The following is a 23,811-nucleotide window of genomic DNA, read 5'->3' on the forward strand; positions in this document are numbered from 1 at the left end:
CTTCGGCCCGGGCGCGGGGGATGGGTGGTGGTGCGGGGGAGCGAACAGCGGGTCAGTGCGTCGTGAAGGCCGCTTCCCGGGCGGCGGCCAGGGCGCGCTGCAGGGCGCCGTGCACGACGGGGGAGTCGGGCACGGTACTGCAGCGCACCTGCGGGCGGGGGATGGAGATCCGGGCCAGTGCCTCCTGGACCAGGGCGCGCAGCCGCTCGCCGCCCGCGGTCGGGGTGCGGCCGGAGAGCACCAGCAGCTCCGGGTCGACCACGGAGACGATCACGGACAGTCCGACGGCCAGCCGTTCGGCCAGGGTCCGCAGGAACGCGTCGCCTCCGCCGGGCGTCCGCAGGGCGAGTTCGATGGCCTGCTCGGAGGTCGGCGCGGCCAGCCCGTGCTCGGCCGCCAGGGCGAGCACCGCCTCCTCACCGGCCAGTTCCTGGAACCCGCCGGAGTTCTTCCGGTGCACGTCGTGGACCACCGGGGCGCCGGGGACCGTCATGTAGCCGACCTCGCCCGCGCCCCCGGTGAAGCCCCGGTGCAGCCGCCCGGCGAGCACGATCGCGGCACCGACGCCCTCGGCGGCCCAGAGCAGGACGAAGTCGTCGCAGCCCTGCGCTGCGCCCGAGGTCTGCTCGGCGACGGCGGCCAGGTTGACGTCGTTCTCGATGCTCACCGTGGTGCCGAGTGCCTCCGTCAGTTCGGCCAGCAGCCGGGGGGAGTGCCAGCCGGGCAGGTGCGAGGCGTACCGGAGCCTGCCGGTGACCGGGTCGAGTGCGCCGGGCACGCCGATCACCACCTCGCGCAGGCTGCCCGCCGGGAGCCCGGCCAGCCGGACCGTCTCCGCGACCGCCGCGACCGTCCGCTGCACGGCCTCGGCGGCGGGCCGACCCCTGGTGGCCACGGTGTGCTCGGCGAGGACGGCGCCGGTGATGTCGGCGACCGCGATCCGCACCCGGACGGTGTCCACGTCCAGCCCGGCGACGTACGCGGCGGCCGGGTTGACCCGGTACAGCTGCGCGTTCGGCCCGGGACCGCCGGCCGTGGTGCCCATCGGCTGCACCAGGTCGGCCGATTCGAGGCGGGCCAGCAGCTGGGAGGCGGTGGGCTTGGAGAGCCCGGTCATGGTGCCGATCTGGGTGCGGGAGAGCGGCCCGTGGGCCAGCAGCAGTTCCAGCGCGGCCCGGTCGTTGATCGCACGGAGCAGGCTCGGGGTGCCGGCCAGCGGGGTCTGCCTGGCCGAAGCGGTGGGGATCTTGTCGTTCACGGCCCGATCCTCCTCTGCCCTCGGCGCCCGGTGCCGTGCGGGGTGCGGGAACGATAACTGTTAGGAAAGTTTCCAATCGCTGAGAGGACCGTAGGTCCCGCCGCCGGAGGGTGTCAATGACCGCGCGGGCGGTAAATGCCGAAGCGGTGCCGAAGACGCACCGAGCCCCGTCCACCACCAGGGTGAACGGGGCTCGGTCGCCGCACGGGGGCTCAGTCGAGCGGCAGCGGTATCGGCTTGGCGGCCAGCGAGCGCGCCGAACTCGGGTCGGCCAGCGCCGAGGGTGCGGCCGATTCCACCGCGGGCACGGCCACCACGGGCACCGGCTCCTCCTTCAGCTTCACCCCGGCCTCGTCGAAGGCGATCTTCAGCCGCTGCCGCAGCGCCCGGCCGACCTTCGCGGACTCGCCCGGCGACGTCCTGGCCTCGACCCGCAGCACCACCGAGTCGGCGGCCACCGACTCCACGCCCAGCACCTTGGCCCGGCCCCAGATCAGCTCGTCGTACGGGGTCTCCTTGCCCAACTGCTCGGCGGTCTCCGAGATCAGCTCCGCGACCCGCTCCAGGTCCTCCCGGTAGGCGATCTGGACGTCCACCGAGGCGGTGCCCCAGCCCTGGCTCATGTTGGCGATCCGCTTCACCTCGCCGTTGCGGATGTACCAGATCTCACCGTTGCTCCCGCGCAGCTTGGTGACCCGCAGCCCGACCTCCAGCACGGTGCCGGTGGCCACCCCGGTGTCGATCTCGTCCCCGACGCCGTACTGGTCCTCCATGATCATGAAGACCCCGGACAGGAAGTCCGTCACCAGGTTCCGGGCGCCGAAACCGATCGCGACACCGGCGACACCGGCACTGGCCAGCAGCGGCGCCAGATTCACCCCCAGGGCGGACAGCACCATCAGCGCGGCCGTGCCCAGGATGCTGAACGAGGCCACGCTGCGCAGCACCGAGCCGATCGCCTCGGCCCGCTGCTGCCGGCGCTCGGTGTTCACCACCCCGCTGTTGGCCAGCAGTCCGCCGAACCGGCCGAAGTCCGCCTCGTGCTCCCCGTGCCGGATCATCCGCGTAATCAACTGCGTGATCAGCTTGCGGACCATGGCCCGCAGCACCAGCGACAGCAGCACGATGAAGACGATCCGCAGCGCGCCCTCGACCCAGTTCTGCCAGTTGGCGTCCAGCCAGCTGGCGGCCTGCCGGGTGGTGGTCGAGACCTCGTTCGCGCTGGTCGGCAGCCTGAGGTCGAGCTTGGGCAGCGGGTCGGTGGTGGCAGGGGCAGTGGGGGTGGCCGCGGGGGACGCGTCGGCGAGAAGGCCGGTGACACCGGACCGGAACACGTGCGGAGCCTCTTTCCAAACAGGGGTCGGTGGATCGGTCCAGCGTAGCGGCCGGGCGACACCCGGGCGGACGCCCCATCAGGAACCCCCGGAGCCCCCGGGGCCGCAGGTGCAGCCGCGACCAGCCGCCCCGCGGTGCACCTGGCCGGGTCGCGGGCATACCCGCTATGACGGAACCCACATCGGACCCGTTACACAGGAGTGGTGGCGCCCTACCACGGCGTAAGGCGACACTGGTGGAGATCGCGTGGCAGAAAACGGCGCGATCACCCGCTCGTCCCGGCGCGAGCCACGCGCCGCAGGCGTCCAAGGAGGCATCCGTGCCGCATGTCCTGGTCCTCAACGCGTCCTACGAGCCGCTCGGCGTGGTCTCCATGCGCCGGGCACTCATCCTGGTCCTCAACCACAAGGCGGTCAGCCTGGAGGACTCGGGAGTCACTCTGCACAGCGCCACCAGCGTCGTACCGGCGCCGTCCGTCGTCCGACTGACCCGGTTCGTCCGGGTCCCGTTCCGGGGCCCCGTCCCCCTCACCCGCCGCGCACTGTTCGCCCGTGACCACGGGCGCTGCGTCTACTGCGGCGCCGCCGCCACCAGCGTCGACCACGTCATCCCGCGCAGCCGGGGCGGTCAGCACCGCTGGGACAACGTAGTGGCGGCCTGCCGCCGCTGCAACCACACCAAGGCCGACCGCCACCTGACCGAACTCGGCTGGCGGATGAAGCGTCCCCCGGCCCCGCCCAGTGGCCTGGCCTGGCGCGTCATCGGCACCGGGATCAAGGATCCGAGCTGGCGGCCCTACCTGGAGCCGTACGGCGGGGTCGAGCAGTTCCGCGAGTACGAGCACCACGACCATACCGAGTCGACCGGAGCGCTCCCGGCGCCGCTGGGCCGCTCCCACCCCGTCCACCCCGTCCACCGCGGCGAGCGTCCCGAACCGGAACCGCTCTCCGCCTGACCGACAAGGGCTTGCCCGCCGAGACATCCGGTACGCCTCATGGGCCGCCGGCGCACCCCCCAGTGGGAGCGCCGGCGGCCCGCCGTCTGCGGGGCGGAGGGTGACCGCGGTCGGGTGCGGCCGTCGGCCGGGCTGCACCCCGAGCGCCCCGGCGGTGCGGTGCGGCGCCTCCTCCGAAGGCCCGTGCGGCCCGGTGCCCTCCGGCGCGCCCGGTGCCGCGCGCTCCCGGTGGTTCCCCCGGGACGACCCCTCAGGGCGCCGCCGCGTACGCCTCGATGCCGTAGAGCGAGTACCCGTACTTGGTCGCCCGTGAGACGCCCTGCATGCGCAGGTACTTGGTCCCCGGGGCGTCGAACCGGATCGTCTCGGTCCCGCCCCTGCCGCTGTCCACCGAGGCGACGGTGGTCCAGGTGACGCCGTCCGGCGAGGTCTGCAGCTTGTAGGCGGAGGCGTACGCGTCCTGCCAGTGCAGCACCGCCGACCCCAGCCGGACGGCCTGCGGCAGTGCCAGCTGCACCCAGGCGTCGTCCTTCGCGGGCGAGGACCACCGGCTCTTCGGGTCGCCGTCGTTGACCGCGGAGGCGGGGAAGCCCGGGGCCTCGTCGCCCGAGGAGCTCGCCGTCGCGCCGGGCGCCAGGTCGGGGCCGGCGGTGGCGGGCACCACGTGTACCTGGAGCACCTGGCGGACCGTCACCCCGCCCGCCGTGAAGGTGACCGGAACCTGGTACGTCCCCGACGGGGTGTCCTTGGTCGCAGCCACCACCAGCGGGGTGCCCACCTTGCCCCCGCGCGGCACGTTGACGGCCGCCGCCGGGGTGACCGTGAGCCCCTTCGCCGCCGCCGGGACCTCGGTCTTGAGCTCACCGGTGGTGCCGTCCGGGCGGCCGGACTCGACCACGGCCTGGGTCTGCGCGGGCGTCGGCGCGCCGGCCACCACGTCGAGCCCGGTGTCGGTCAGGCTGAGCAGGGCCGCCGGGACGTCCGTGTACCAGGGGATGATCTGGTTGACCACGGGCGGCTCGCCCCCGGGAGCCCAGGTCAGCCGGATGGCGTCCGCGTTCTCACCGCCGGCCGGCAGCTCGTTGTAGCCGGGCTGGGCGGTGCCGATCGCCACCCAGCCGCCGGCCCGGCGCACCTCGACGGTGGCGGTGGCCCGCACCGTCGGGTCGGTCAGCACCGTCACCCGGTCCATCGGCCGGGCCGTGCCCAGCTCGACGACCAGCGGGGCGTCGGAGGCGGTCGGCGCGCTCGCCGCGCGGAAGGCGGAGTCCGGGTTGCCGTCCAGGACGTCCGAGGGCGAGGAGCCGGGCACGGCGGTCGGACCGCCGCTGACCGTCGCCGGGGTGTCGCCCGGCGCTCCCACGGTGAACTCGCGCACCGCCACCGCCGTCTTCTGCCCGGTGGTGGCCCGCAGCCGGACCGCCCTGGCGACCGTCCCGGCCGGGGCGGTGACGGTGATGTTCTTCTGGTTGTGCACCTTGGCCAGCTGCTTCCAGCCGCCCTCGCCGGTCGAGTACTCCAGGACCCCGTCGTGCAGGTAGTCGTCGGCCGCGCTGATGGCGTCGGGGTCGTCGCCCCAGGAGCCCATCAGCACGGTGATCTGGCCCACCGGCCGTCCGGCGCCGAGGTCGACCCCGACCGAGTCACCGGTCTGCGGAGGAGCGGAGCTCCAGTAGAAGGTGTCCGCCGCGCCGTCCGTCATCAGCGCCGGGCCGTGGTCGTGCGCGGTCCCCAGCGTGGTGGTCGGCGTCAGCGAGCCCGCGCTCACGCCCGACCAGTTGTCCGCCGACTGCAGCGCCCGGTCCAGGAACGGATCGAGGACGCCCGAACCGACCGTCGCCCCGCCCTGGGTCAGCTGCTGGCGCAGCTGCCGCAGCTCCACCCGGGCCTGCCAGGCGGCCGAACCGTCCCCGCTGTGCTGGGCCAGCAGCATGTCCACGGCGGCCTGTCCGGCCCGGCCGTAGGTGCTCAGCTGGGCCAGCCAGGGCGCGGCCTCGCTGCCGACCGCCTCCAGGGCGAGCGCGCGCTGGGCACCGGCCATGGTGGTGAACGCGTCCCGCACCGGGGCCGCCGCGTCGCGCAGCTTCGCCAGGTCGGGCGGGCTGCCCGCGCTCGGCTCCAGCGCCGCCCAGAACTTGTCCAGCAGCGGTGTCAGGTAGCCGGACTCGGTCCTGGCCATCGGGGAGGACTCGCTGTTGCCCGCCAGCGCGGTGAGCGCCGCCAGGCCCGGACCGTCGCCGACCAGCGGTCGCAGCGCGGCCTGCCAGGAGTCGGCCGGACGGTAGCCCGCCGGGTTCCAGGCGAAGTCGGCCGCGGTCGCCAGCGGGATCCGGGAGGCCACCGGCTGGCTCATCGCGGAGGTCAGCAGCGCGGCCGACCGGCTCGCCACGCCCGGGTCGCGCCCGGTGTAGCTGCCGAGGTACAGCCGGTCCGGCGTGGAGTCGTTGACCGGGTAGCTGTCCAACGTCATCAGCGGGTGGCCGTTCCCCTGGGCCACGGCCTGGGCGGTCTGCGCGTCCGTGATCTTCGCCGGGATCACCGCGCCGCCGCTCCAGGCGATCTGGACGCCCTTCGGCAGCGCGGCCGCCAGCGCCGTCCGGTACGGGCTGGTGCCGGCCCGCTGGTACTCGGTCGGGACGATCGACAGCGGGGCCAGTCCGGGGTGCTTGGCCATCAGCCGGTCCTGCACCTTGGCGACCACCTGGGCTTGCGCCTTGGCGGCGGCGGCCGGGCCCTTGCCGAAGTTCTTCCGGTCGATCGTGCAGTGCCACTCGTCGTAGCTGACGTCCAGGAACTGCAGCTGGAAGGCGCCGAAGCCGATCTCCCGCAGCCCGTCCAGCTTGGCCACCAGCGCGTCCACGTCCCGGTCGGAGCTGAAGCAGAACGACTGGCCGGGGTCGACGGAGTACCCGAGCGTGACGTGGTTGTGCCGGGCCCGCTCCGCCAGCTGCCGCAGGTCGGCGGCCTGTGCCTCGGGGTACGCCTCCCGCCACCGGGAGAGCCGGTACGGGTCGCCGCCGGGCGCGTAGAGGTAGAAGTTCTGCTTGCTGCGGCCGAGGAAGTCCAGCTGGCTCAGCCGCTGGTCGGTGGTCCACGGGGTGCCGTAGAAGGACTCGGCGATGCCGCGCACCGGCGCACCGCTCGGCCAGTCCCGGATGCTGACGGCCGGGAAGCCCTTGGCGCCGTCGCCCTGGCCCTGCCCGGCGGGGACCGGGGCGAGCAGCTGGCGCAGGCTCTGCGCGGCGTTGAACGTCCCGACCTTGTCCGCCCCGGCGAGCACCACCGCGCCGTACGTCCCGCCGTCGGTCGGCAGCTGGCCGGTCGTCAGCAGGTAGCCGCCGGTGGGCAGGCCGACGAACGACGGGACGGCGGTGCCCGTGCCGGCCCCTCCGTTCGCATCCGCGGTGCCGGTCGCGCCCGCCGCCGCGGCGAGGTCGCGCAGCACCCGGTCGGCCGTACCGCCGGCGCCCTCGGTGGGGCCACCGACGTACACCACCAGCGAACCGGCGGCCGGGGTCTGCGGGGCCATGGTGGTGATCTCGGCGGCCCCGGCGGAGGTGAGCACCTCCCGGACGGCGTCCAGGGCCGGCCCGTCGGCATCGGCGGCGGCGACCAGGACCACGTTCCTGGGAACGCTGACGGGCCGTCCGGCGGCGTGCAGCTCCTGCGGTCTCGGGTAGACCTGAGGATCGGTCACCGTGCCGAGTTGCACCTGCTGGGCGCTGCTGACCGCCGGCTGCTCCTGCGGGGCGGCGGCACAGGCGGGGGAGCCGATCAGCAGGCTGCCCACCACGGCGGCGGCCGACAGCGTCGCCGCGAGCTGCAGCGCGGCCCGGCGGCGGCCGGCCGGGCGGCCGGTGCCGCCGGCGGTCCGGCGCTCGGCGCGGACCGAGGCGAGCAGCGGTTCCGTCCCCTTGAGGTCCGCGATCAGCCGGTCCGCCGTCTTCGGCGCCAGCTGTCGCGCGGTACGCGCCGTCGCCCGGCGCGCGGCCAGCGCGGCCGGGTGCTGCAACACCTCACGCAGGGCCGTGCCGTGCTCGATCCGCTGCCTCAGCCGCCGCCCCGCGAATTCCGAAACCCGCGCCTGCACAGCAGCCTCCTTGCACCCGAAAACCCCAGTTCACCGGCCCGGCGCCCGCACACTCCCAGCCGGTCCCGGCACGCTCGACCCCACTCGCCGCACACCCCACCAGCTACCCGGGCCGGTGTCAACGTGGCCGGTGGGTATAGATGATATGTCCCCTACATTCCCCTCCCGACCAACGAGCCCGCGCGGGCGCCGGGGAGGCCGCGACGCGGTCGGTGCGCCACGGTTCCTGACCACCGCTCAGCCCGGTCGCCGTGGCCGGTTCACCGCTGCACCGCCGTGCCGGACTCGCAGCAGGTTTCGCCGGCGGCTGGACGGCGAGGCGTTCTTGACGCGGTGGGCGGCCAAGTTCACCCGTCCGGTGCCCGGGGCCGGTCGTGTCGTACGGGGTCGGGTGGGGTGGGCGCGGGTAGGACTGTGGGGTCCGAATCGCCCTCTGGACCCGCAGGAGTGCAAGAGTGGCCGCTTATCTCGACAGTGCCGGAGCAGCCGGCAGCTCGCAGGCCCCCGCCGAGGACGCTCCGCCCCCGCCACCGGAGTTGGCGGCGCTGGCGCACGCGTACGGGGTGGACAGTACGTACGACCCCGGCAGCGGGCCGGTGACGGTGGCGGCGCACACGCTGGTGGCGGTGCTCGCCGCGCTCGGAGTGGACGCGCGGACGCCGGAGGCGGTGCGGCAGTCGCTGGAGCGCCACCGCGCCCAGCTGGCGGACCGGTTGCTGCCGCCGTGCGTGGTGGTGCGGTCCGGGCGGCGGACGGCACTGGACGTGCCGGCCGGGGCGCAGCTGAGTCTCACGCTGGAGGACGGCAGGGTGTGGACGCTGCCTTCCGCACGTTCGCACTGGCTGCCGGCCGATCTCCCGCTCGGGCGGCACCGGCTGACGGTGCGCCTGGCGAAGGGGGCACCCCCGGCCGAAGGCCGGGGGAGGGAGGAGAGCGCCGTGCTGATCGTGGCGCCGCAGCGGGTGCCCGAGCCGACGGGCCGGAGCTGGGGCTTCCTGGCGCAGCTGTACTCGGTGCTCTCGGAGCGCTCGTGGGGGATGGGCGACCTGGGGGACCTGGCCGAGCTGGCGAGTTGGTCCGGCAGCGCGCTCGGCGCGGGATTCCTGCAGATCAACCCGCTGCACGCGGGACGTCCCGGGGCGCCCTGCGACCCTTCGCCCTACCGGCCGTCCTCGCGCCGCTTCGCCGACCCGGTGCACCTGCGGATCGAGGCGGTGCCCGAGTTCGCCTACGCCGATCTCGGTGAACTCCCGGCCCGCGCGGCCCGGTTGCGCGACGAGGTGCTGCGGCACGACGGGCTGATCGACCGGGACGGGGTCTGGGCGCTCAAGCGCGAGGCGCTGGAGATCCTGCACCGGGTGCCGCGCGGAGCCGGCCGGGAGGCGGCGTTCCGGGCGTTCGTCCGGCGCGAGGGCGAGTGGTTGGAGCAGTACGCCACCTGGTGCGCGCTGGCCGACGTCCACGGCAGTGACTGGCGCGGCTGGCCGAAGGGCCTGCGCCGGCCGGACAGTCCGCACGTCACCGCCGCGCGGGTCGAGCACGCCGAGCGGGTCGAGTTCCACCGTTGGCTGGCCTGGCTGGTGGACGAACAGCTCGGCGCCGCACAGGGGGCCACCGAGCGGGCGGGCATGCCGATCGGGCTGATCCACGACCTCGCGGTCGGGGTGCACCCGGAGGGCGCCGACGCCTGGGCGCTGCAGGACGTCCTCGCCGAGGGCATCTCGGTCGGGGCCCCGCCCGACGCGTTCAGCCCGCACGGCCAGGACTGGGGCCTGCCGCCGTGGCGTCCGGACGCGCTGGCCGCCACCGGCTACGCCCCGTACGCGGAGCTGCTGCGGGCGTCCGCCCGGCACGCGGGGGCGCTGCGGATCGACCATGTGATGGGCCTGTTCCGGCTCTGGTGGGTGCCGGCCGGGCACCCGCCGACCCAGGGGGCGTACGTCCGCTACGACGCGGAGGCGATGCTCGGGGTGCTCGCCCTGGAGGCGCACCGGGCCGGTACCGCGGTGATCGGCGAGGATCTGGGCACGGTCGAGCCCGGGGTGCGGGAGGAGCTGGCGGCGCGCGGGATCCTCGGCACCTCGGTGCTCTGGTTCGAGCGGGACTGGCGGCACAAGGGGGCCATCCTGCCCCCCGAGCACTGGCGCGCCGCCTGCCTGGCCACCCTCACCACCCATGACCTGCCGAGCACCGAGGCCCGGCTCAGCGGCGAGCACGTCGAGCTGCGGCACCGGCTCGGCCTGCTGGTCCGTCCGCTCGGCGAGGAGCAGGCCGAGGCGGTGCACGAGTTGGCCGAATGGCGGGCGGAGCTGGCCAGGGCCGGGCTGCTCGCCGAGGGGGAGGTGCTCACCCCCGAGGCGCTGTACGGCTTCCTGGCCGCCACCCCGGCCGAACTGGTCGGTCTCTGGCTGCCGGACGCGGTCGGCGATCCGCGCCCGCAGAACCTGCCCGGGACCTGGGACCAGTACCCCAACTGGCGCCTTCCGGTGGCCGATCGGTCGGGCCGGCCGGTCACCCTCGACCAGCTGGCCGCGGCACCCGGTACCGGGCGGCTGGTGGCGGCACTCGCAGCGGCGCTCGGAAGGCGCACCCCGGCGCGCGAGGGCTGATAAGCGGCCGGTACCTTGGGAAACGTGGACAAGAGGAACGCTTTGCGCGCTGGTGCGGTCACCGCAGCGGCCACGCTGATGATGCTGATGTCGTCGCCCGCCATGGCCCTGACCCGGGACGACGGCGACAACCCGGGCTCCGGTCTGAGCGTGGCCCAGACCCTCGGCCTTTTCGTGCTGGCCCCGGTGGTGCTCTTCGCGATCATCGCCGGCCTGGTCATGCTCCCCTCGCTCGGCAAGGGCAAGAAGAAGTAGTCGCAGCCGGACCACGACGTCGCGAACGCCGCCGGGGGATCCGACCCCGGCGGCGTTTCGGCGTGCGCACCGCGGGCGGGGCCGGCACCCGGCGCTGCGCACCCCTCAGGGGCGGCCGGTCGGGAGCCCGGTCGGGTCGGCCGAACCGGTCTGCGGCGGTGCGAAGGCGAAGCCGGGGGTACGGCGCCGGGTGCCGTCGGGGAGCACCGCCAGCGCCTCCACCCCGGGGTGCCCGGCCGCCCAGGCGAGGCCCAGGTCGGGGCCCATGGCGAAGGCCGCGGTGGCCCGGGCGTCGGTCAGGGCCAGCCCGCGGCCGACCAGGGTGAGCGAGACCAGGCCGGTGGCCGGCCGGCCGGTGTGCGGATCGACGATGTGCGCACCGCGCTCGGCCGTGCCGGAGGTGGCGACGGCGAGGTCGTACCCGGCCAGCACGCCGAGGACGGCGCCGGGCCGCACCGGGTCGGCGATGCCGATCCGCCAGGGCCCGCCGCAGGTCTGGACGTCACCGCCGCCGGTGACGGTGTGCCGGTCGAAACCGGCCGCCCGCAGCTGCTCGGACGCCTCCTCGACCGCCCAGCCCTTGACCCACCCGCTCGGGTCGAGCCGGCCGCCAGGCCGTTCGGTGAACCAGCCGCCGGTCTCGGCCGCGACCTCGCGGCACCGCTCCAGCACCTCGGCCACGGCCGGATCGCACTGGGCGAGCGCGAGCTCACCGCGGCCGAACCTGCTGATGTCGCTCTGCGGCCGGTAGGTCGAGAAGACCTCGTCGATCCGGTGCAGCCGGCGGACCACCGGCCCGAGCGCCTCGGCGACCCCGGCTTCGGCCCCGGCCCCGGTGCCGCGGACGGCGAAGGAGAACACCGTGCCCATGACGTGCTCGGCGTGCCGGACCACCGGGCCCGCCGGGTTCACCGGGCACCCGCCTTGTCGAGTGCGCTCTGCAGGGAGCGGGTGTAGCCGTCGCTGGTGTACGTCGCCCCGGAGACGGCGTCGATCTGCGCGCTCTGGGCGGCGATCGCCTCCTGGTTGAGCGTGGGCAGGGCGTCGGCGTTGATCCGCCGGTCGTGGCCGCTGCTAGACGGGTACTGCAGGACGTCGATCCGGCTGATCCGTCCGCCGCTCAGCGACAGCCGGACCTGCACCGGTCCGTAGCGGGTGTCGACGGCATCGCCGGTGACGGTCCGCGAGCCACTGGAACCCGCACCCGCACTCGACGTCGGGCCGGAACTCGGGCCGGCGCTGGCGGTACCCGGGTCGGGGCCGGCGGAGTCCGTGGCGCCGGCCCCGCTGCCGGTGCTGATCACCTGGGCGGTGGCGGCCGTGCCCGCGTGGGGCTTGAGCGAGAGCAGCAGGATCACCCCTGCCACGGTGGCGGTACTGGTGACGACGGCTCGTCGCACGGTGGGCTCCTGACTGGGAATCCGGTGGGCGGTCAGAGGGCGAAGGACTCGTGGTGGATCCGGGACCGGCGGACCCCGGCGGCCCGCAGTGACCGGACGGCCTCCACGGTGAGAGCGTCCGGGCCGCACAGGTAGACCTCGTGCCCGGCCAGGTCGGGGACCAGCCGCCGGAGCGCAGAGCCGAGGTCGCCGACCTGCTCCCGGCTGCCGAGCAGCTCGTGGTACCGGGCACCCCTGGCCCGGGCCACGGCGGCCAGCTCGGCTCGGAACAGCAGGTCCTCGCTCCGCCGTGCACGCTGGACCAGGACGGGTTCGCCGGGCAGCGTCTCGAACAGGGCCCGCAGCGGGGTGATCCCGACCCCGACGCCCAGCAGCAGCACCCGGCGCCCCCGTCGGCGCCGCGCCGTGAACGCACCGTACGGCCCTTCGGCCCGGACCCTGGTGCCCGGCCGGAGCCCGGCCACCGCCGCGCTGTGGTCGCCGAGGTTCTTGACGGTGAAGCGCAGGAAACCGTGCTGCGGGGGAGCGGAGAGCGAGTACGGGTTGGCGGCCCAGCGCAGGCCGGGCGCCTGGAACTGGAGCCGGAAGAACTGCCCGGACTCGGCCCCCAGCTCCGCCAGCCGCTCGCCGGTCAGGAAGACCGACACCACCCCGGGGCCCTCCGGGCGCACCTCGGCGACCCGCAGCCGGTGCCGCCGGTCCCGCAGGTGGGGCACGGCCAGCCGGTACCAGCCGATCAGGGCCGCCGTGCCGAGGTACAGCGCGTACCAGGCGGCACGCCCCGGGCCGCCACCGAGGCTCGCTCCGGTGGCCAGCTGGTGGCCGAAGCCGAGCGCCACGGCCAGATAGCCGGCCAGGTGGAGGTAGTACCAGGTCTCGTGGCGCAGCCGACGGCGTGCGGCGCGGGCGGAGAGGGCGCCGGTGCCGAGCAGGAGCAGCGTGCCCAGCGTGGCCTTGATCATCTCGGGGAAGTGGAAGACGATCTCGACCTCCTCGCCGATCAGGCCCCGACCGTCCGTCAGCGCGTAGCCGTAGCTGACCGTCACGACGTGCGCCGAGACCAGCCCGACCAGGTAGCGGCCACCCGCGGCGTGCCAGCGGGCCAGCCGGTCCGCCCCCAACTCGCGCTCCAGCAGAGGGATGCGGGCCATCAGCAGGAGCAGGACGGGAGCTGCGTACCCGGCCAGCAGGCCGGTGATCCGGCCGGCCTCGGTCAGCCACTCGGACGCACCGCTGATCCACGGGGTGTCGCGCCACCACAGGGCGAGGACGCCCAGACCGCCGATCGCGATCGCCGCCAGGACGGCCGCCGGCAGCGCCTCGTCGGGCAGCTGCCGGAGCCAGGCCGAGCACCGGGGCCCGGGCGTGCGCCGGGAGCGCCGGGGCAGGTCGTGCGGCCTGCGGTCGGCGGGGGAGAGCGTTGCCACAGGGGATCTCCTTGCCATCCGGGCTGCTTCGGCAGCAACCTTGGCACCGGAAGCTCTCAGTTACCTCTGAAACGGTGGCCGCCGAACCGCCCGAAATCCACGTTCTGCCAGCTCAGCGTGGGTTTCGCGGGCTTCGGGCCGGAGGTGGATCTCACCGCATTCTCATCGCGGGGCGGCAGGATGACAGCTCCCGGTGACGAGACGACCCCCAGGATGTGCGCATGGACAACCCAGCCGGCCCCGGGCGGCGCCCGTGGCGGATCCTGGTCGTCGACGACGAACCCGACCTGGTCGAGGTGGTCTGCGGCGCCCTCCGGTACGAGGGCTGGGACGTGCGCGGGGCCACGGCCGGGCAGTCGGCCGTCGAGCAGGCGGACGCCTGGCGGCCCGACGCCGTGGTCCTCGACATGATGCTGCCGGACCTCGACGGGATGGAGGTGCTGCGCCGGATCCACGCCGTCCAACCCGAGATCAGGGTGCTGTTCCTGACGGCCAAGGACGCCGTCGAGGACCGGATCGCCGGCCTGGCCGCCGGGGGCGACGACTACGTCACCAAGCCGTTCAGCCTGGCCGAGGTCGTGGTCCGGCTGCGGAGCCTGCTCCGGCGCGCCCGGCCCGCCGGACCGCAGGTGCCGGAGGGCGCACTGGTCCTGGGCGACCTGGTGCTCGACGAGCGGGCCAGGGAGGTGTTCCGCGGCGGCGAGGCGGTGGAGCTCAGCCCCACCGAGTTCGGGCTGCTGCGCTACCTGATGCAGCACCCCCGGCAGGTGGTGAGCAAGGCGCAGATCCTCGACGCGGTCTGGTCGTACGACTTCGGCGGGCAGGCACACGTGGTCGAGCTGTACATCAGCTATCTGCGGAAGAAGGTGGACCTGGGCCGTTCCCCGATGATCCACACCGTCCGGGGCGCCGGCTACGTGATCAAGGCGCCGCAGTGATCCGCCCGAGCGCGCAGTGGGCCGGCCCGCTCCGCCGGGCGGTGCCGCGCACCCTGCGGGCCCGCCTGATCGCCGGACTGCTCGCGCTGCTGCTACTCACCTGCGCGGGTGTCGGACTGGCCACCACCCAGGCGCTGCGGCACTTCCTGGTCGACCGGCTCGACCAGCAGCTCGCCGACACCGGCGGCCGGTACGCGGCCAGCCTGGAGCACCCGGAACTCTCGACCGCGGGTGCCGCCCGTGGCGACACCAGGGCCCAGGCCCCGGGGACCTTCGGTGCCTGGCTGCTGAACGGCACGGTCACCGCCGCCCGGGTGGTGGACGGCGACGCGGACGATCCGGCGGTGGCGGAGGGGACGGTGGCCGCCGACACCGACGACACGGTCTCGCTGACCGTCGCCGACCGCGGTGCCCTGGCCGCCCTGCCGGCCGGCGGCCCGGCCCGCAGCGTCGGGCTGTCCGGCCTCGGGGACTACCGGCTGAGAGCGGTCGCCGGGCGGGACGGTGACGTCCTGGTCACCGGGCTCCCGCTGCGCCCGCTGGACGACGCGGTGCACCGGCTGGTCACGATCGAGCTGGTGGTGTTCGCGGCGGCGCTGGCCTCGACGGGGGTCGCGGGGGCGCTCTGGATCCGGGTCTCGCTGCGCCCGCTGGACCGGGTGGTCGGTGCGGCCGAGCGGGTGAGCGCGCTGCCGCTGGCCAGCGGTGAGGCCGCCGTGCCGGTCCGGGTGCCCGACGACGACCTCGGTACCGAGGTCGGACGGGTGGGTGCCGCGCTCAACCGGATGCTCGGCCACGTCGAGGACGCGCTCGCCCGGCGGCAGTCGGTCGAGGACCGGCTGCGGGCCTTCGCGGCCGACGCCAGCCACGAACTGCGCACCCCGGTGGCGGCGGTCCGGGGCCACGCCGAACTGGCGCTGCGCCACCCCGGCCCGGTGCCGGGCGAGGTGCGGCACTCGCTCACCCGGATCGAGGCGGAGTCGCAGCGGATGGGTGCGATCGTCGAGGACCTGCTGCTGCTGGCCCGGCTGGACGCGGGGCGGCCGCTCGCCGCGGCGGAGGTGGACCTGACCCGGGTGGCGCTGGACTGCGTCGCCGACGCCCGCGCGGCCGGCCCCGGGCACCGCTGGCAGCTGGAACTTCCCGAGGAGCCGGTGCTGGTCACGGGCGACGCCGACCGGCTGCGGCAGGTGGTGGCCAACCTGCTGGCCAACGCCCGCGTCCACACCCCCGAGGACACCCGGGTGACGCTCGCGCTCTCGACCGGACCCGGCGGCGCGGGCGAGGTCCGGCTGACCGTGACGGACACCGGCCCGGGCATCGAACCGGAGCTCGCGGGGCGGATCTTCGAACGCTTCGTCCGCGGCGACCAGGCCCGGGCCAGGAGCACCGGCAGCACCGGCCTCGGCCTGGCCATCGTCCGCGCCGTCAGCACCGCCCACCACGGCAGCGTCGAACTCTCGACCCGCCCCGGCCGCACCTCTTTCACCGTCCGGCTGCCGGCCCGTCAGGACGATGCGCACCGCGGGCACGTTGCGCCCCCGCAGGGGCGCGGGGAACCGCGGGCGCAACCCACTGCTGCGAACCGCCGTACAGCGTAGGCGAGTTGCACCCCCGCGGGGTGCGGGGAACTACGCGATCAACCCTCCACGGAGAGGCAGGTCTCTCGAGCGGTCCCCCGCGCCCCGACTGGTGTGCCCCACCCGGCGTGGTCCGCGCGCGTGGGCCACGCGCGCGGCCGGCCCGTGGGGCCCACCGCCCGGGTCAGTGCCCCAGGGCCCGGGCGCCCGCCGCGTGGTCGACGGCCTGCGCCTTGAGCGCGCGCTCGATGCCCGCGCGGGCCTCGACCACCATGCGCCGCAGCGCCGGAGCGGGCGAGGAGGCGTCCAGCCAGGCGTCGGTGGCGTCCAGCGTGCCCTGCTCGACCAGCAGGGAGGGGTACAGCCCGGTGATGATCTGCTGCGAGATCTCGTGGCTGCGGGTCTCCCAGATGCCCTTGATCGCCGCGAAGTACTCGGCGCTGTAAGGGGCGAGCAGCTCGCGCTGGTCGGCCTGCTGGAAGCCGCCGATCACCGCGTCCTGGACGTAGTTGGTGAGCTTGTCGGACTCGACCACCGAGGCCCAGGCCTCGGCCTTGGCGGCGGCGGTCGGCCGGGCGGCGCGGCAGCTCGCCGCGTGCTCCTGGCCGGCGGCGGTGTTGTCGCGGGCCAGCTCGGCGTCGATCGCCTTCTCGTCGGCACGGCCGGTGGCGACCAGGCGGGAGAGCAGCGTCCAGCGCAGCTCGGTGTCGACGGCCAGGCCGTCCAGCGTCCGGCTGCCGTTGAGCAGGCCCTCCAGCAGGTCGAGCTGGCGGTCCGTGCGGGCGACCGAGGCGAGGGCGCGGGCCCAGGTCAGCTGGTGGTCGCTGCCGGGGGCGGCGGCGTGCAGCTGCTGCTCGGTGGCCTCGGCCCAGCGGGCCGTGCCCTGCTCGCGCCAGGACGGGTCGACGTAGGCGTTCAGGGCCAGCTGGACCTGGCGCTGCACCGACTGGACCACACCGATGTCGGTCTCCCGGGCCAGGCCGGAGAGGGCCAGCGCGAGGTAGTCGCGGGCGGCGAGCTCGCCGTCGCGGGTCATGTCCCAGGCGGAGGCCCAGCACAGCGCGCGCGGCAGCGAGTCGGTGAAGCCGCCGAGGTGCTCGGTGACGACGGCGAGCGAGTCCTCGTCGAGGCGGACCTTGGCGTAGGAGAGGTCGTCGTCGTTGAGCAGCAGTACGGCGGGCCGGTGCGCGCCGACCAGCTGCGGGACCTCGGTGCGCGGGCCGTCGACGTCCAGCTCGATCCGGTCGACCCGGATCAGCTTGCCGTCCTTCAGCTCGTACGCGCCGATGGCGATCCGGTGCGGGCGCAGCACGGCCTCGCCCTTGGCGCCGGCCGGCAGCGCGGGCGCCTCCTGGATGACGGCGAAGGACTCGATCTGCCCGTCGGAGTTGAGGGTGATCTCGGGACGCAGCACGTTGATGCCGGCGGTCTCCAGCCAGGCCTTCGACCAGGTCTTCAGGTCGCGGCCGCTGGCCTCCTCCAGGGCGCCGAGCAGGTCGGTGAGGCGGGTGTTGCCCCAGGCGTGGGCCTTGAAGTACGCCTGGACGCCCTTGAAGAAGGCGTCCTGACCGACGTAGGCGACCAGCTGCTTGAGCACCGAGGCGCCCTTGGCGTAGGTGATGCCGTCGAAGTTGACCTGGACGTCCTCCAGGTCGTTGATCTCCGCCATGATCGGGTGGGTGGACGGCAGCTGGTCCTGCCGGTACGCCCAGGTCTTCATCTGGTTGGCGAAGGTGGTCCAGGAGTGCGGCCACCGGGAACCGGCGGCCTCGGCCTGGCAGACCGTCTCGGCGAAGGTTGCGAACGACTCGTTGAGCCAGAGGTCGTTCCACCACTCCATGGTGACCAGGTCGCCGAACCACATGTGGGCCAGCTCGTGCAGGATCGTCGCGGCCCGCGCCTCGTACGCCGCGTCGGTCACCTTGGACCGGAAGACGTACTGGTCGCGCAGGGTGACGGCGCCTGCGTTCTCCATCGCGCCGGCGTTGAACTCCGGGACGAACAGCTGGTCGTACTTGGCGAAGGGGTACGCGAAGTCGAACTTCTCCTGGAAGTAGTCGAAGCCCTGCTTGGTGACCTCGAAGATCGCCTCGGCGTCCAGGAACTCGCGCAGCGAGGGGCGGCAGTAGACGCCCAGCGGGACCTTCTGGTCGCCCTTCTCGTAAGCGTCGAAGACACCGACGTAGGGGCCGGCGACCAGCGCGGTGATGTAGGAGGAGATCCGGGGGGTCGGCTCGAAGTGCCAGACCCGGGTGTCCCCTTCGCCGACCGGGGTCGGGGTGGGGGAGTTGGAGACCACGACCCAGCCCTTCGGGGCGGTCACGGTGAACCTGAACGGGGCCTTCAGGTCGGGCTGTTCGAAGGAGGCGAAGACGCGGCGGGCGTCCGGGACCTCGAACTGGGTGTAGAGGTAGGTCTCGCCGTCCACCGGGTCGACGAAGCGGTGCAGGCCCTCGCCGGTGTTGGTGTAGGCGCAGTCGGCGACGACGCGCAGCTCGTTCTGGGCCTCGAGCGAGGGCAGCGCGATCCGGCTGTCGGAGAAGTTCGCCAGTGGCAGCGACACGCCGTTCAGCACGATCTCGGCGACGGTGGGCGCGACCAGGTCGATGAAGCTGTCGGCGCCGGGGGTGGCGGCGGTGAAACGGACCACGGTGGTCGACCGGAAGGTTCCACCCTCGCGGGCCGAGCTCAGGTCGAGCTCGATGTCGTACGCGTCCACGTGGAGAAGCGCGGCCCGGGTGCGGGCCTCCTCGCGGGTCAAGTTGGTGCCAGGCACTCGCAGGACTCCTTCGTCAGGCATGGATGCCAGGCATCTTCCCATGCCGGTGTGCGGGTCCCGCGCGGATATTCGCAGGCGAGGGGGCGGCTCAGCAGAGGTTTCCTAACGATCTGTCTTCGGTCTTGACGCGGTATCGGGCTGGTGGCCGAGCATAGAGTTCAGAAGTTGAAAGTGGGGCCCGGCGGAGGGTTCGGCACCCGAGGGTGACGACCGCCGCGGCCGCAACGGAGCTCCGCCGCAAAGGCGCGGCAGGGGTGAGGGGACGGTCGAGTCCCCGGGCCCTGGAAGGGTGAATCATGTCGATGGACACACCGGGATCGCAGTCCTCGCTGCACCGGGCGAACCTCGAACGGGTACTGCGTGCGGTCCGGATGGCGGGCTCGCTGACCCAGGCCGAGATCGCCCGGAGCACGGGACTGTCGGCGGCCACGGTGTCCAACATCGTCCGGGAGCTCAAGGAGGGCGGCACCGTGGTGGTCGCCGACACCTCCTCGGGCGGCCGCCGGGCCCGCAGCGTCTCGCTCAGCGGGGACGCCGGGATCGTGGTGGGCGTCGACTTCGGCCACACCCACCTGCGGGTGGCCGTGGGCAATCTGGCGCACCGGGTGCTCGCCGAGGAGAGCGAGCCGATCGACGTCGACGTCTCCGCCCAGCAGGGCTTCGACCGGGCCGAGGCGATGGTGGAGCGGCTGCTGGCCCAGGCCGGGTTCCGCTCCGACAAGGTGATCGGCGTGGGCCTGGGCGTACCGGGCCCGATCGACGTGGAGACCGGGGCGCTCGGCTCCACCGCGATCCTGCCCGGCTGGACGGGCATCGCCCCCGGCCGGGAGCTGTCCCAGCGGCTCGGCATGCCGGTGTACGTGGACAACGACGCCAACCTCGGCGCGCTGGGCGAGCTGGTCTGGGGCGCCGGACGCGGGCTGAGCGACCTGGCGTACATCAAGGTGGCCAGCGGTGTCGGCGCGGGGCTGGTGATCAACGGTCAGATCTACCGGGGTCCCGGCGGGACGGCGGGCGAGATCGGGCACATCACCCTGGACGAGGCGGGTCCGGTCTGCCGCTGCGGCAACCGCGGGTGCCTGGAGACCTTCGTCGGCTCCCGCTACCTGCTCAACCTTTTGAACGCCAACCATCCGGGTGAACTGACCCTGACCAAGGTGGTCCAGCTGGCCGGCCAGGGCGATCTGGGCTGCCGCCGGGTGATCGCCGACGCCGGGCGGCAGATCGGCACCGGCGTGGCCACCCTGTGCAACCTGCTCAACCCGCGCCGGATCATCCTCGGCGGTGATCTGGCCGAGGCCGGTGAGCTGGTGCTTTCCCCGATCCGGGACTCGGTGGCCCGGTACGCCATCCCGAGCGCGGCGCGTCAGCTCTCGGTCGTCCCGGGCACGTTGGGCGGCCGGGCGGAGGTGCTCGGGGCGCTCGCGCTGGTGATGAGCGAGATGGGCGAATCGGGAGCTATCCGACAGCCGGGAGCCTCGGCGACGCTCCACGTCTGAGGGGTTCGGGGGGCGGGCCGGGGTCGAGCCGAGGCCCGCCACAGCCGGTTGGTCTCGGCTTCGCCTTCAGGAAGATAACGAAAGGGTTCGGATGTCCGGTCTTCCGGTTTTACTTATTGACGTCAAGTGACCGGGCCGGGTTGACTCCCTTCCACCTCGCCGCAACGTTGCGGCTCTGTCAGGGAGGCACCCCCAACCATGAACGCAATGACGCGTCGCGCGGTGATCGGCACCGCCGCTGTCTCGATGGCTCTGACCATGGCCGCCTGTGGCAAGGCCGGCGGTGACAAGAAGGACAGCGCCTCCTCCGGTGACACCAAGTCGATCGGCCTGCTGCTCCCCGAGAACGCTTCGTCGACCCGGTACGAGTCCTTCGACAAGCCGTTCATCGAGGCCAAGGTCAAGGCGCTGTGCAGTGACTGCGACGTCAAGTACAGCAACGCCGAGGGCTCTGCCGCCAAGCAGAAGCAGCAGTTCGACACGCTGATCGCGCAGGGCGTGAAGGTCATCATCCTGGACGCCTTCGACGCGAAGTCCACCCAGCAGTGGGTGAAGGAAGCCGCGGACAAGAACGTCAAGGTCATTGCGTACGACCGGCTGGCCACCGGCCCGGTCTCGGCGTACGTCTCCTTCGACAACGAGAAGGTCGGCGAGCTGCAGGGCCAGGCCCTGGTCGACGCGCTGGGGGACAAGGCCGCCGACTCCAACGTCGTGATGATCAACGGTGACGACGCGGACCCGAACGCCGGTCAGTTCAAGGCCGGTGCGCACAAGGTGCTGGACAGCAAGGTCAAGAAGATCGTCTACGAGCAGTCCGGTGAGTGGAAGCCCACCGTGGCCGGCCAGAAGATCGGCGCCGCCATCACCCAGCTGGGCAAGGACGGCTTCCAGGCCGTCTACTCGGCCAACGACGGCATGGCCGCCGCCATCGTCACCCAGCTGAAGGCCTCCGGCATCACCGTGCCGGTGGGCGGCCAGGACGCGGGCCTCGACGCCATCCAGCGCATCGTCGCCGGCGACCAGACCTACACCATCTACAAGGCGTACAAGCCGCTCGCCGACAACGCCGCCGAGCTCGCCGTCGACCTGCTGCAGGGCAAGGACATCAAGTCCGTCGCCACCTCCACTGCGGACAGCGACACCGACAAGGGCATCCCGGCCAAGCTGCTGGACGCCAAGGTCGTCACCAAGGCGAACATCAAGGACACCGTGATCGCCGACGGCCTCTACAAGGTGGGCGACATCTGCACCGCCGACTACGCCGACGCCTGCAAGGCCGCGGGCCTGCAGTAAGGCTTCCGGCCGTAGCAGTACCAGCGGTTCGGGAGGCGCCCCCGACCCCCTCCGGGGGTGCCTCCCACCGTGCGCGGCGTGCAGAACCCCGCCGTGCCCGTTCATTTCTCGTACTACCCCTTCGCGCCCGGGTCGGCGCGCGGCAGGCCGTGCCACCGCCGAATGTAGAGCCAGCGGCACGGAACGAAGGAGTTGGTTCACGTGACAGGCGCACCCGTACTGGCGTTGCGCGGGGTCTCCAAGCGCTTCGGCGCTGTCCAGGCGCTCACCGACGTCCACCTCGAGGTGCACGCGGGTGAGGTGGTCGCCCTGGTCGGCGACAACGGCGCCGGAAAGTCCACGCTGGTGAAGACCATCGCGGGCGTCCACCCGATCGACGAGGGCTCGATCGAGTGGGAGGGCAGGCAGGTCGGCATCAACCGGCCGCACGACGCCCAGTCGCTCGGTGTCGCGACCGTCTACCAGGACCTCGCGCTCTGCGACAACCTCGACGTGGTCGGCAACCTCTTCCTCGGCCGCGAGCTGCGCCGCTTCGGCACGCTCGACGAGGTCGCGATGGAGAAGCGGGCCAAGGAGCTGCTCGACACCCTGTCGATCCGCATCCCCAGCGTCCGGATCCCGATCGCCGCGCTCTCCGGCGGCCAGCGCCAGGTGGTGGCCATCGCCCGCGCCCTGGTCGGCGACCCGAAGATCGTCATCCTGGACGAGCCCACCGCCGCGCTCGGCGTGGAGCAGACCGCCCAGGTGCTCGACCTGGTCGAGCGGCTGCGCGAGCGCGGCCTCGGCGTCATCCTGATCAGCCACAACATGGCCGACGTCAAGGCCGTCGCGGACACCGTCGCGGTGCTCCGACTCGGCCGCAACAACGGCGTGTTCGAGGTGGCCACCACCTCGCACGAGGAGATCATCTCCGCCATCACCGGCGCCACCGAGAACGCGGTGACCCGGCGTCAGGCGCGTCTCGCGGAGGAAGCCAAGTGACCACCGACCCGACCACCACCTCGGCCGCCGAGGCCGCTGTCGAGGCCGTCGAGGCCGTCGAGGCGGCAGCCGACGGCTCGGCCGACACCGCGCCCGCCGCCGTCGCCCCCGCGGTCGACCCGCGCCTGCTGGTCCGCGAGGCCGGATTCGCCGGCTACCTCGACGAGTTCAAGCGGCGGATGAAGAGCGGCGACCTGGGCTCCGTCCCGGTCGTGCTCGGCCTGATCCTGATCGCGGCGATCTTCCAGGGCCTGACCGGCAACTTCCTGAACCCGGACAACCTCACCAACATCACCAAGTGGATCGCCGGCCCCGGCCTGATCGGGGTGGGCATCGTCTTCGTCCTGCTGCTCGGTGAGATCGACCTCTCGCTCGGCTCGGTGGCCGGTGTCTCGGCCGCCATCGCCTCGGTGGTCTCGGTCCGCTCCGGGGTGAACGAGTGGCTGGCCATCCTGATCGCGATCGGCGCCGCCGTCGGCATGGGCGCCCTGCACGGCTTCTTCTTCGCCAAGATCGGCGTGCCCTCCTTCGTGGTCACCCTCGCGGGTCTGCTGACCTGGAGCGGTCTGCAGATGTACGTGCTCGGCGACAAGGGCACCGTCAACCTGATCAACGACGGTGTGATCGCCAACCTGGACACCTACTTCCTCGGTGACGGCGACGTCTTCTACGCCTGGGCGCTGGCGGTGCTGGGGACCGTGCTCTTCGTGGTCGGCCAGCTGCTGGACCACCGCCGCCGCACGGCGGCCGGGCTGCCCGCCCGCCCGATGAGCGAGATCTGGCTGCGCACCGGCGTGGTCGCGGTGATCTCCCTGGTCGCGGCGTACGTGCTGAACCAGAACCAGGGCCTGCCGCTGCCGCTGGTGATCTTCCTCGCGGTCGTCGTGATCGGCGACTTCGTGCTCCGCCGCACCTCCTACGGCCGGCAGGTCTTCGCGGTCGGCGGTGGCGTCGAGGCGGCCCGCCGGGCGGGCATCAACGTGGCCTGGGTGCGGATCTCGGTCTACATGATCTCGGCCGGCATGGCGGCCCTCGGCGGTCTGTTCATCGCCTCCCAGCAGGGCTCCGGCGACAAGCTGCTGGGCAGCGGCAACGTCCTGATGAACTCGATCGCGGCGGTCGTCATCGGCGGCACCAGCCTCTTCGGCGGCCGTGGCAAGACCTGGTCGGCGCTGCTCGGCATCCTGGTGATCCAGTCGATCATCACCGGCCTGGACCTGGTGCACGTCAACCAGTCCATCCAGTACATGATCACGGGTGCGGTGCTGCTGGGCGCCGTCGTCCTGGACTCGGTCTCCCGGCGGACGCAGAAGTCCGCAGGTCGAGGCTGACACCGGGGGGAGCGTGCGGGCTCCCCCCGACGGGCCGCGGGTCGAACCGACCCGCGGCCCGTTCTGCTGTGCCCGCTCGGG

Annotated in this window: 16 protein-coding genes; 9 read left to right on the forward strand and 7 right to left on the reverse strand. The window is 73.3% G+C overall.

What is annotated here, in order from left to right; all coding sequences use genetic code 11:
- Positions 1 to 52 precede the first annotated feature (52 nt).
- Together ACFC1R_RS11135 and ACFC1R_RS11140 are read right to left on the reverse strand one after the other, a co-directional pair.
- On the reverse strand, positions 53 to 1,258 hold the full coding sequence (locus ACFC1R_RS11135) for an ROK family transcriptional regulator (RefSeq protein WP_375936208.1): 1,206 nt from the start codon (positions 1,256 to 1,258) through the stop codon (positions 53 to 55).
- Positions 1,259 to 1,470: 212 nt separating this feature from the next.
- Entirely contained in the window at positions 1,471 to 2,592 is a 1,122-nt protein-coding gene (locus tag ACFC1R_RS11140; RefSeq protein WP_375936211.1) for a mechanosensitive ion channel family protein, read from the reverse strand.
- 320 nt (positions 2,593 to 2,912) lie between these two features.
- On the opposite strand from ACFC1R_RS11140, the gene ACFC1R_RS11145 reads away from it, so the two are divergent.
- Complete coding sequence (locus ACFC1R_RS11145) at positions 2,913 to 3,548, forward strand: HNH endonuclease (protein WP_375936214.1); 636 nt, start codon at positions 2,913 to 2,915, stop codon at positions 3,546 to 3,548.
- A gap of 250 nt (positions 3,549 to 3,798) precedes the next feature.
- Here the strand turns inward: ACFC1R_RS11145 and ACFC1R_RS11150 are convergent, their stop codons facing one another.
- Complete coding sequence (locus ACFC1R_RS11150) at positions 3,799 to 7,638, reverse strand: beta-N-acetylglucosaminidase domain-containing protein (protein WP_375936217.1); 3,840 nt, start codon at positions 7,636 to 7,638, stop codon at positions 3,799 to 3,801.
- Between the two features lie 455 nt (positions 7,639 to 8,093).
- On the opposite strand from ACFC1R_RS11150, the gene malQ reads away from it, so the two are divergent.
- A complete protein-coding gene (gene malQ, locus ACFC1R_RS11155) occupies positions 8,094 to 10,247 on the forward strand; it encodes a 4-alpha-glucanotransferase (RefSeq protein ID WP_375936220.1) in 2,154 nt (717 codons plus the stop codon).
- A gap of 24 nt (positions 10,248 to 10,271) precedes the next feature.
- Positions 10,272 to 10,502 carry a hypothetical protein gene (locus ACFC1R_RS11160; protein WP_375936223.1) on the forward strand — a complete coding sequence of 77 codons (231 nt, stop codon included), beginning with the start codon at positions 10,272 to 10,274 and terminating at the stop codon, positions 10,500 to 10,502.
- A gap of 105 nt (positions 10,503 to 10,607) precedes the next feature.
- Here ACFC1R_RS11160 and ACFC1R_RS11165 read toward each other — a convergent pair whose 3' ends face one another.
- The 3 genes from ACFC1R_RS11165 to ACFC1R_RS11175 are packed head-to-tail and all read right to left on the reverse strand — an operon-like array spanning position 10,608 to position 13,329.
- Complete coding sequence (locus ACFC1R_RS11165; protein WP_375936412.1) at positions 10,608 to 11,372, reverse strand: FAD:protein FMN transferase; 765 nt, start codon at positions 11,370 to 11,372, stop codon at positions 10,608 to 10,610.
- Between the two features lie 38 nt (positions 11,373 to 11,410).
- Positions 11,411 to 11,902 (reverse strand): FMN-binding protein, encoded by a 492-nt coding sequence (locus ACFC1R_RS11170; RefSeq protein WP_375936226.1) that lies wholly within the window; start codon positions 11,900 to 11,902, stop codon positions 11,411 to 11,413.
- Positions 11,903 to 11,934: 32 nt separating this feature from the next.
- Entirely contained in the window at positions 11,935 to 13,329 is a 1,395-nt protein-coding gene (locus ACFC1R_RS11175) for a ferric reductase-like transmembrane domain-containing protein (RefSeq protein WP_375936229.1), read from the reverse strand.
- Between the two features lie 221 nt (positions 13,330 to 13,550).
- Here ACFC1R_RS11175 and ACFC1R_RS11180 point away from each other — a divergent pair, with 221 nt between their 5' ends.
- Together ACFC1R_RS11180 and ACFC1R_RS11185 are read left to right on the forward strand one after the other, a co-directional pair.
- Complete coding sequence (locus ACFC1R_RS11180; protein WP_375936232.1) at positions 13,551 to 14,267, forward strand: response regulator transcription factor; 717 nt, start codon at positions 13,551 to 13,553, stop codon at positions 14,265 to 14,267.
- Complete coding sequence (locus ACFC1R_RS11185; RefSeq protein WP_375936235.1) at positions 14,264 to 15,868, forward strand: sensor histidine kinase; 1,605 nt, start codon at positions 14,264 to 14,266, stop codon at positions 15,866 to 15,868. Before ACFC1R_RS11180 ends, ACFC1R_RS11185 begins: the two co-directional genes overlap by 4 nt.
- Before the next feature lie 163 nt (positions 15,869 to 16,031).
- Here the strand turns inward: ACFC1R_RS11185 and pepN are convergent, their stop codons facing one another.
- A complete protein-coding gene (pepN, locus tag ACFC1R_RS11190) occupies positions 16,032 to 18,623 on the reverse strand; it encodes an aminopeptidase N (RefSeq protein ID WP_375936239.1) in 2,592 nt (863 codons plus the stop codon).
- Positions 18,624 to 18,928: 305 nt separating this feature from the next.
- Between pepN and ACFC1R_RS11195 the strand changes: the two genes are divergently transcribed.
- The 4 genes from ACFC1R_RS11195 to ACFC1R_RS11210 all read left to right on the forward strand — a co-directional run bounded on the left by ACFC1R_RS11195 (position 18,929) and on the right by ACFC1R_RS11210 (position 23,730).
- Positions 18,929 to 20,125: an ROK family protein gene (locus ACFC1R_RS11195; RefSeq protein WP_375936415.1), complete on the forward strand. Its 1,197-nt coding sequence runs from the start codon at positions 18,929 to 18,931 to the stop codon at positions 20,123 to 20,125.
- Between the two features lie 198 nt (positions 20,126 to 20,323).
- Positions 20,324 to 21,418, forward strand: coding sequence for a sugar ABC transporter substrate-binding protein (locus ACFC1R_RS11200; protein WP_375936242.1), 1,095 nt, complete (start codon positions 20,324 to 20,326; stop codon positions 21,416 to 21,418).
- Positions 21,419 to 21,610: 192 nt separating this feature from the next.
- Positions 21,611 to 22,399: an ATP-binding cassette domain-containing protein gene (locus ACFC1R_RS11205; RefSeq protein ID WP_375936244.1), complete on the forward strand. Its 789-nt coding sequence runs from the start codon at positions 21,611 to 21,613 to the stop codon at positions 22,397 to 22,399.
- Positions 22,396 to 23,730, forward strand: coding sequence for a sugar ABC transporter permease (locus ACFC1R_RS11210; RefSeq protein WP_375936247.1), 1,335 nt, complete (start codon positions 22,396 to 22,398; stop codon positions 23,728 to 23,730). The genes ACFC1R_RS11205 and ACFC1R_RS11210 overlap by 4 nt, the downstream gene beginning before the upstream one ends.
- Positions 23,731 to 23,811 lie beyond the last annotated feature (81 nt).

Origin of the sequence: Kitasatospora sp. NPDC056138, from assembly GCF_042264695.1 — a bacterium.
Taxonomy (GTDB): domain Bacteria; phylum Actinomycetota; class Actinomycetes; order Streptomycetales; family Streptomycetaceae; genus Kitasatospora.

Bases quoted from the DNA above. Each gene is read 5' to 3' on its own strand.
- ACFC1R_RS11165 (WP_375936412.1), bottom strand. From the start codon at position 11,372: ATGGGCACGGTGTTCTCCTTCGCCGTCCGCGGCACCGGGGCCGGGGCC.
- ACFC1R_RS11180 (WP_375936232.1), top strand. From the start codon at position 13,551: ATGGACAACCCAGCCGGCCCCGGGCGGCGCCCGTGGCGGATCCTGGTC.
- ACFC1R_RS11195 (WP_375936415.1), top strand. From the start codon at position 18,929: ATGGACACACCGGGATCGCAGTCCTCGCTGCACCGGGCGAACCTCGAA.
- ACFC1R_RS11200 (WP_375936242.1), top strand. From the start codon at position 20,324: ATGAACGCAATGACGCGTCGCGCGGTGATCGGCACCGCCGCTGTCTCG.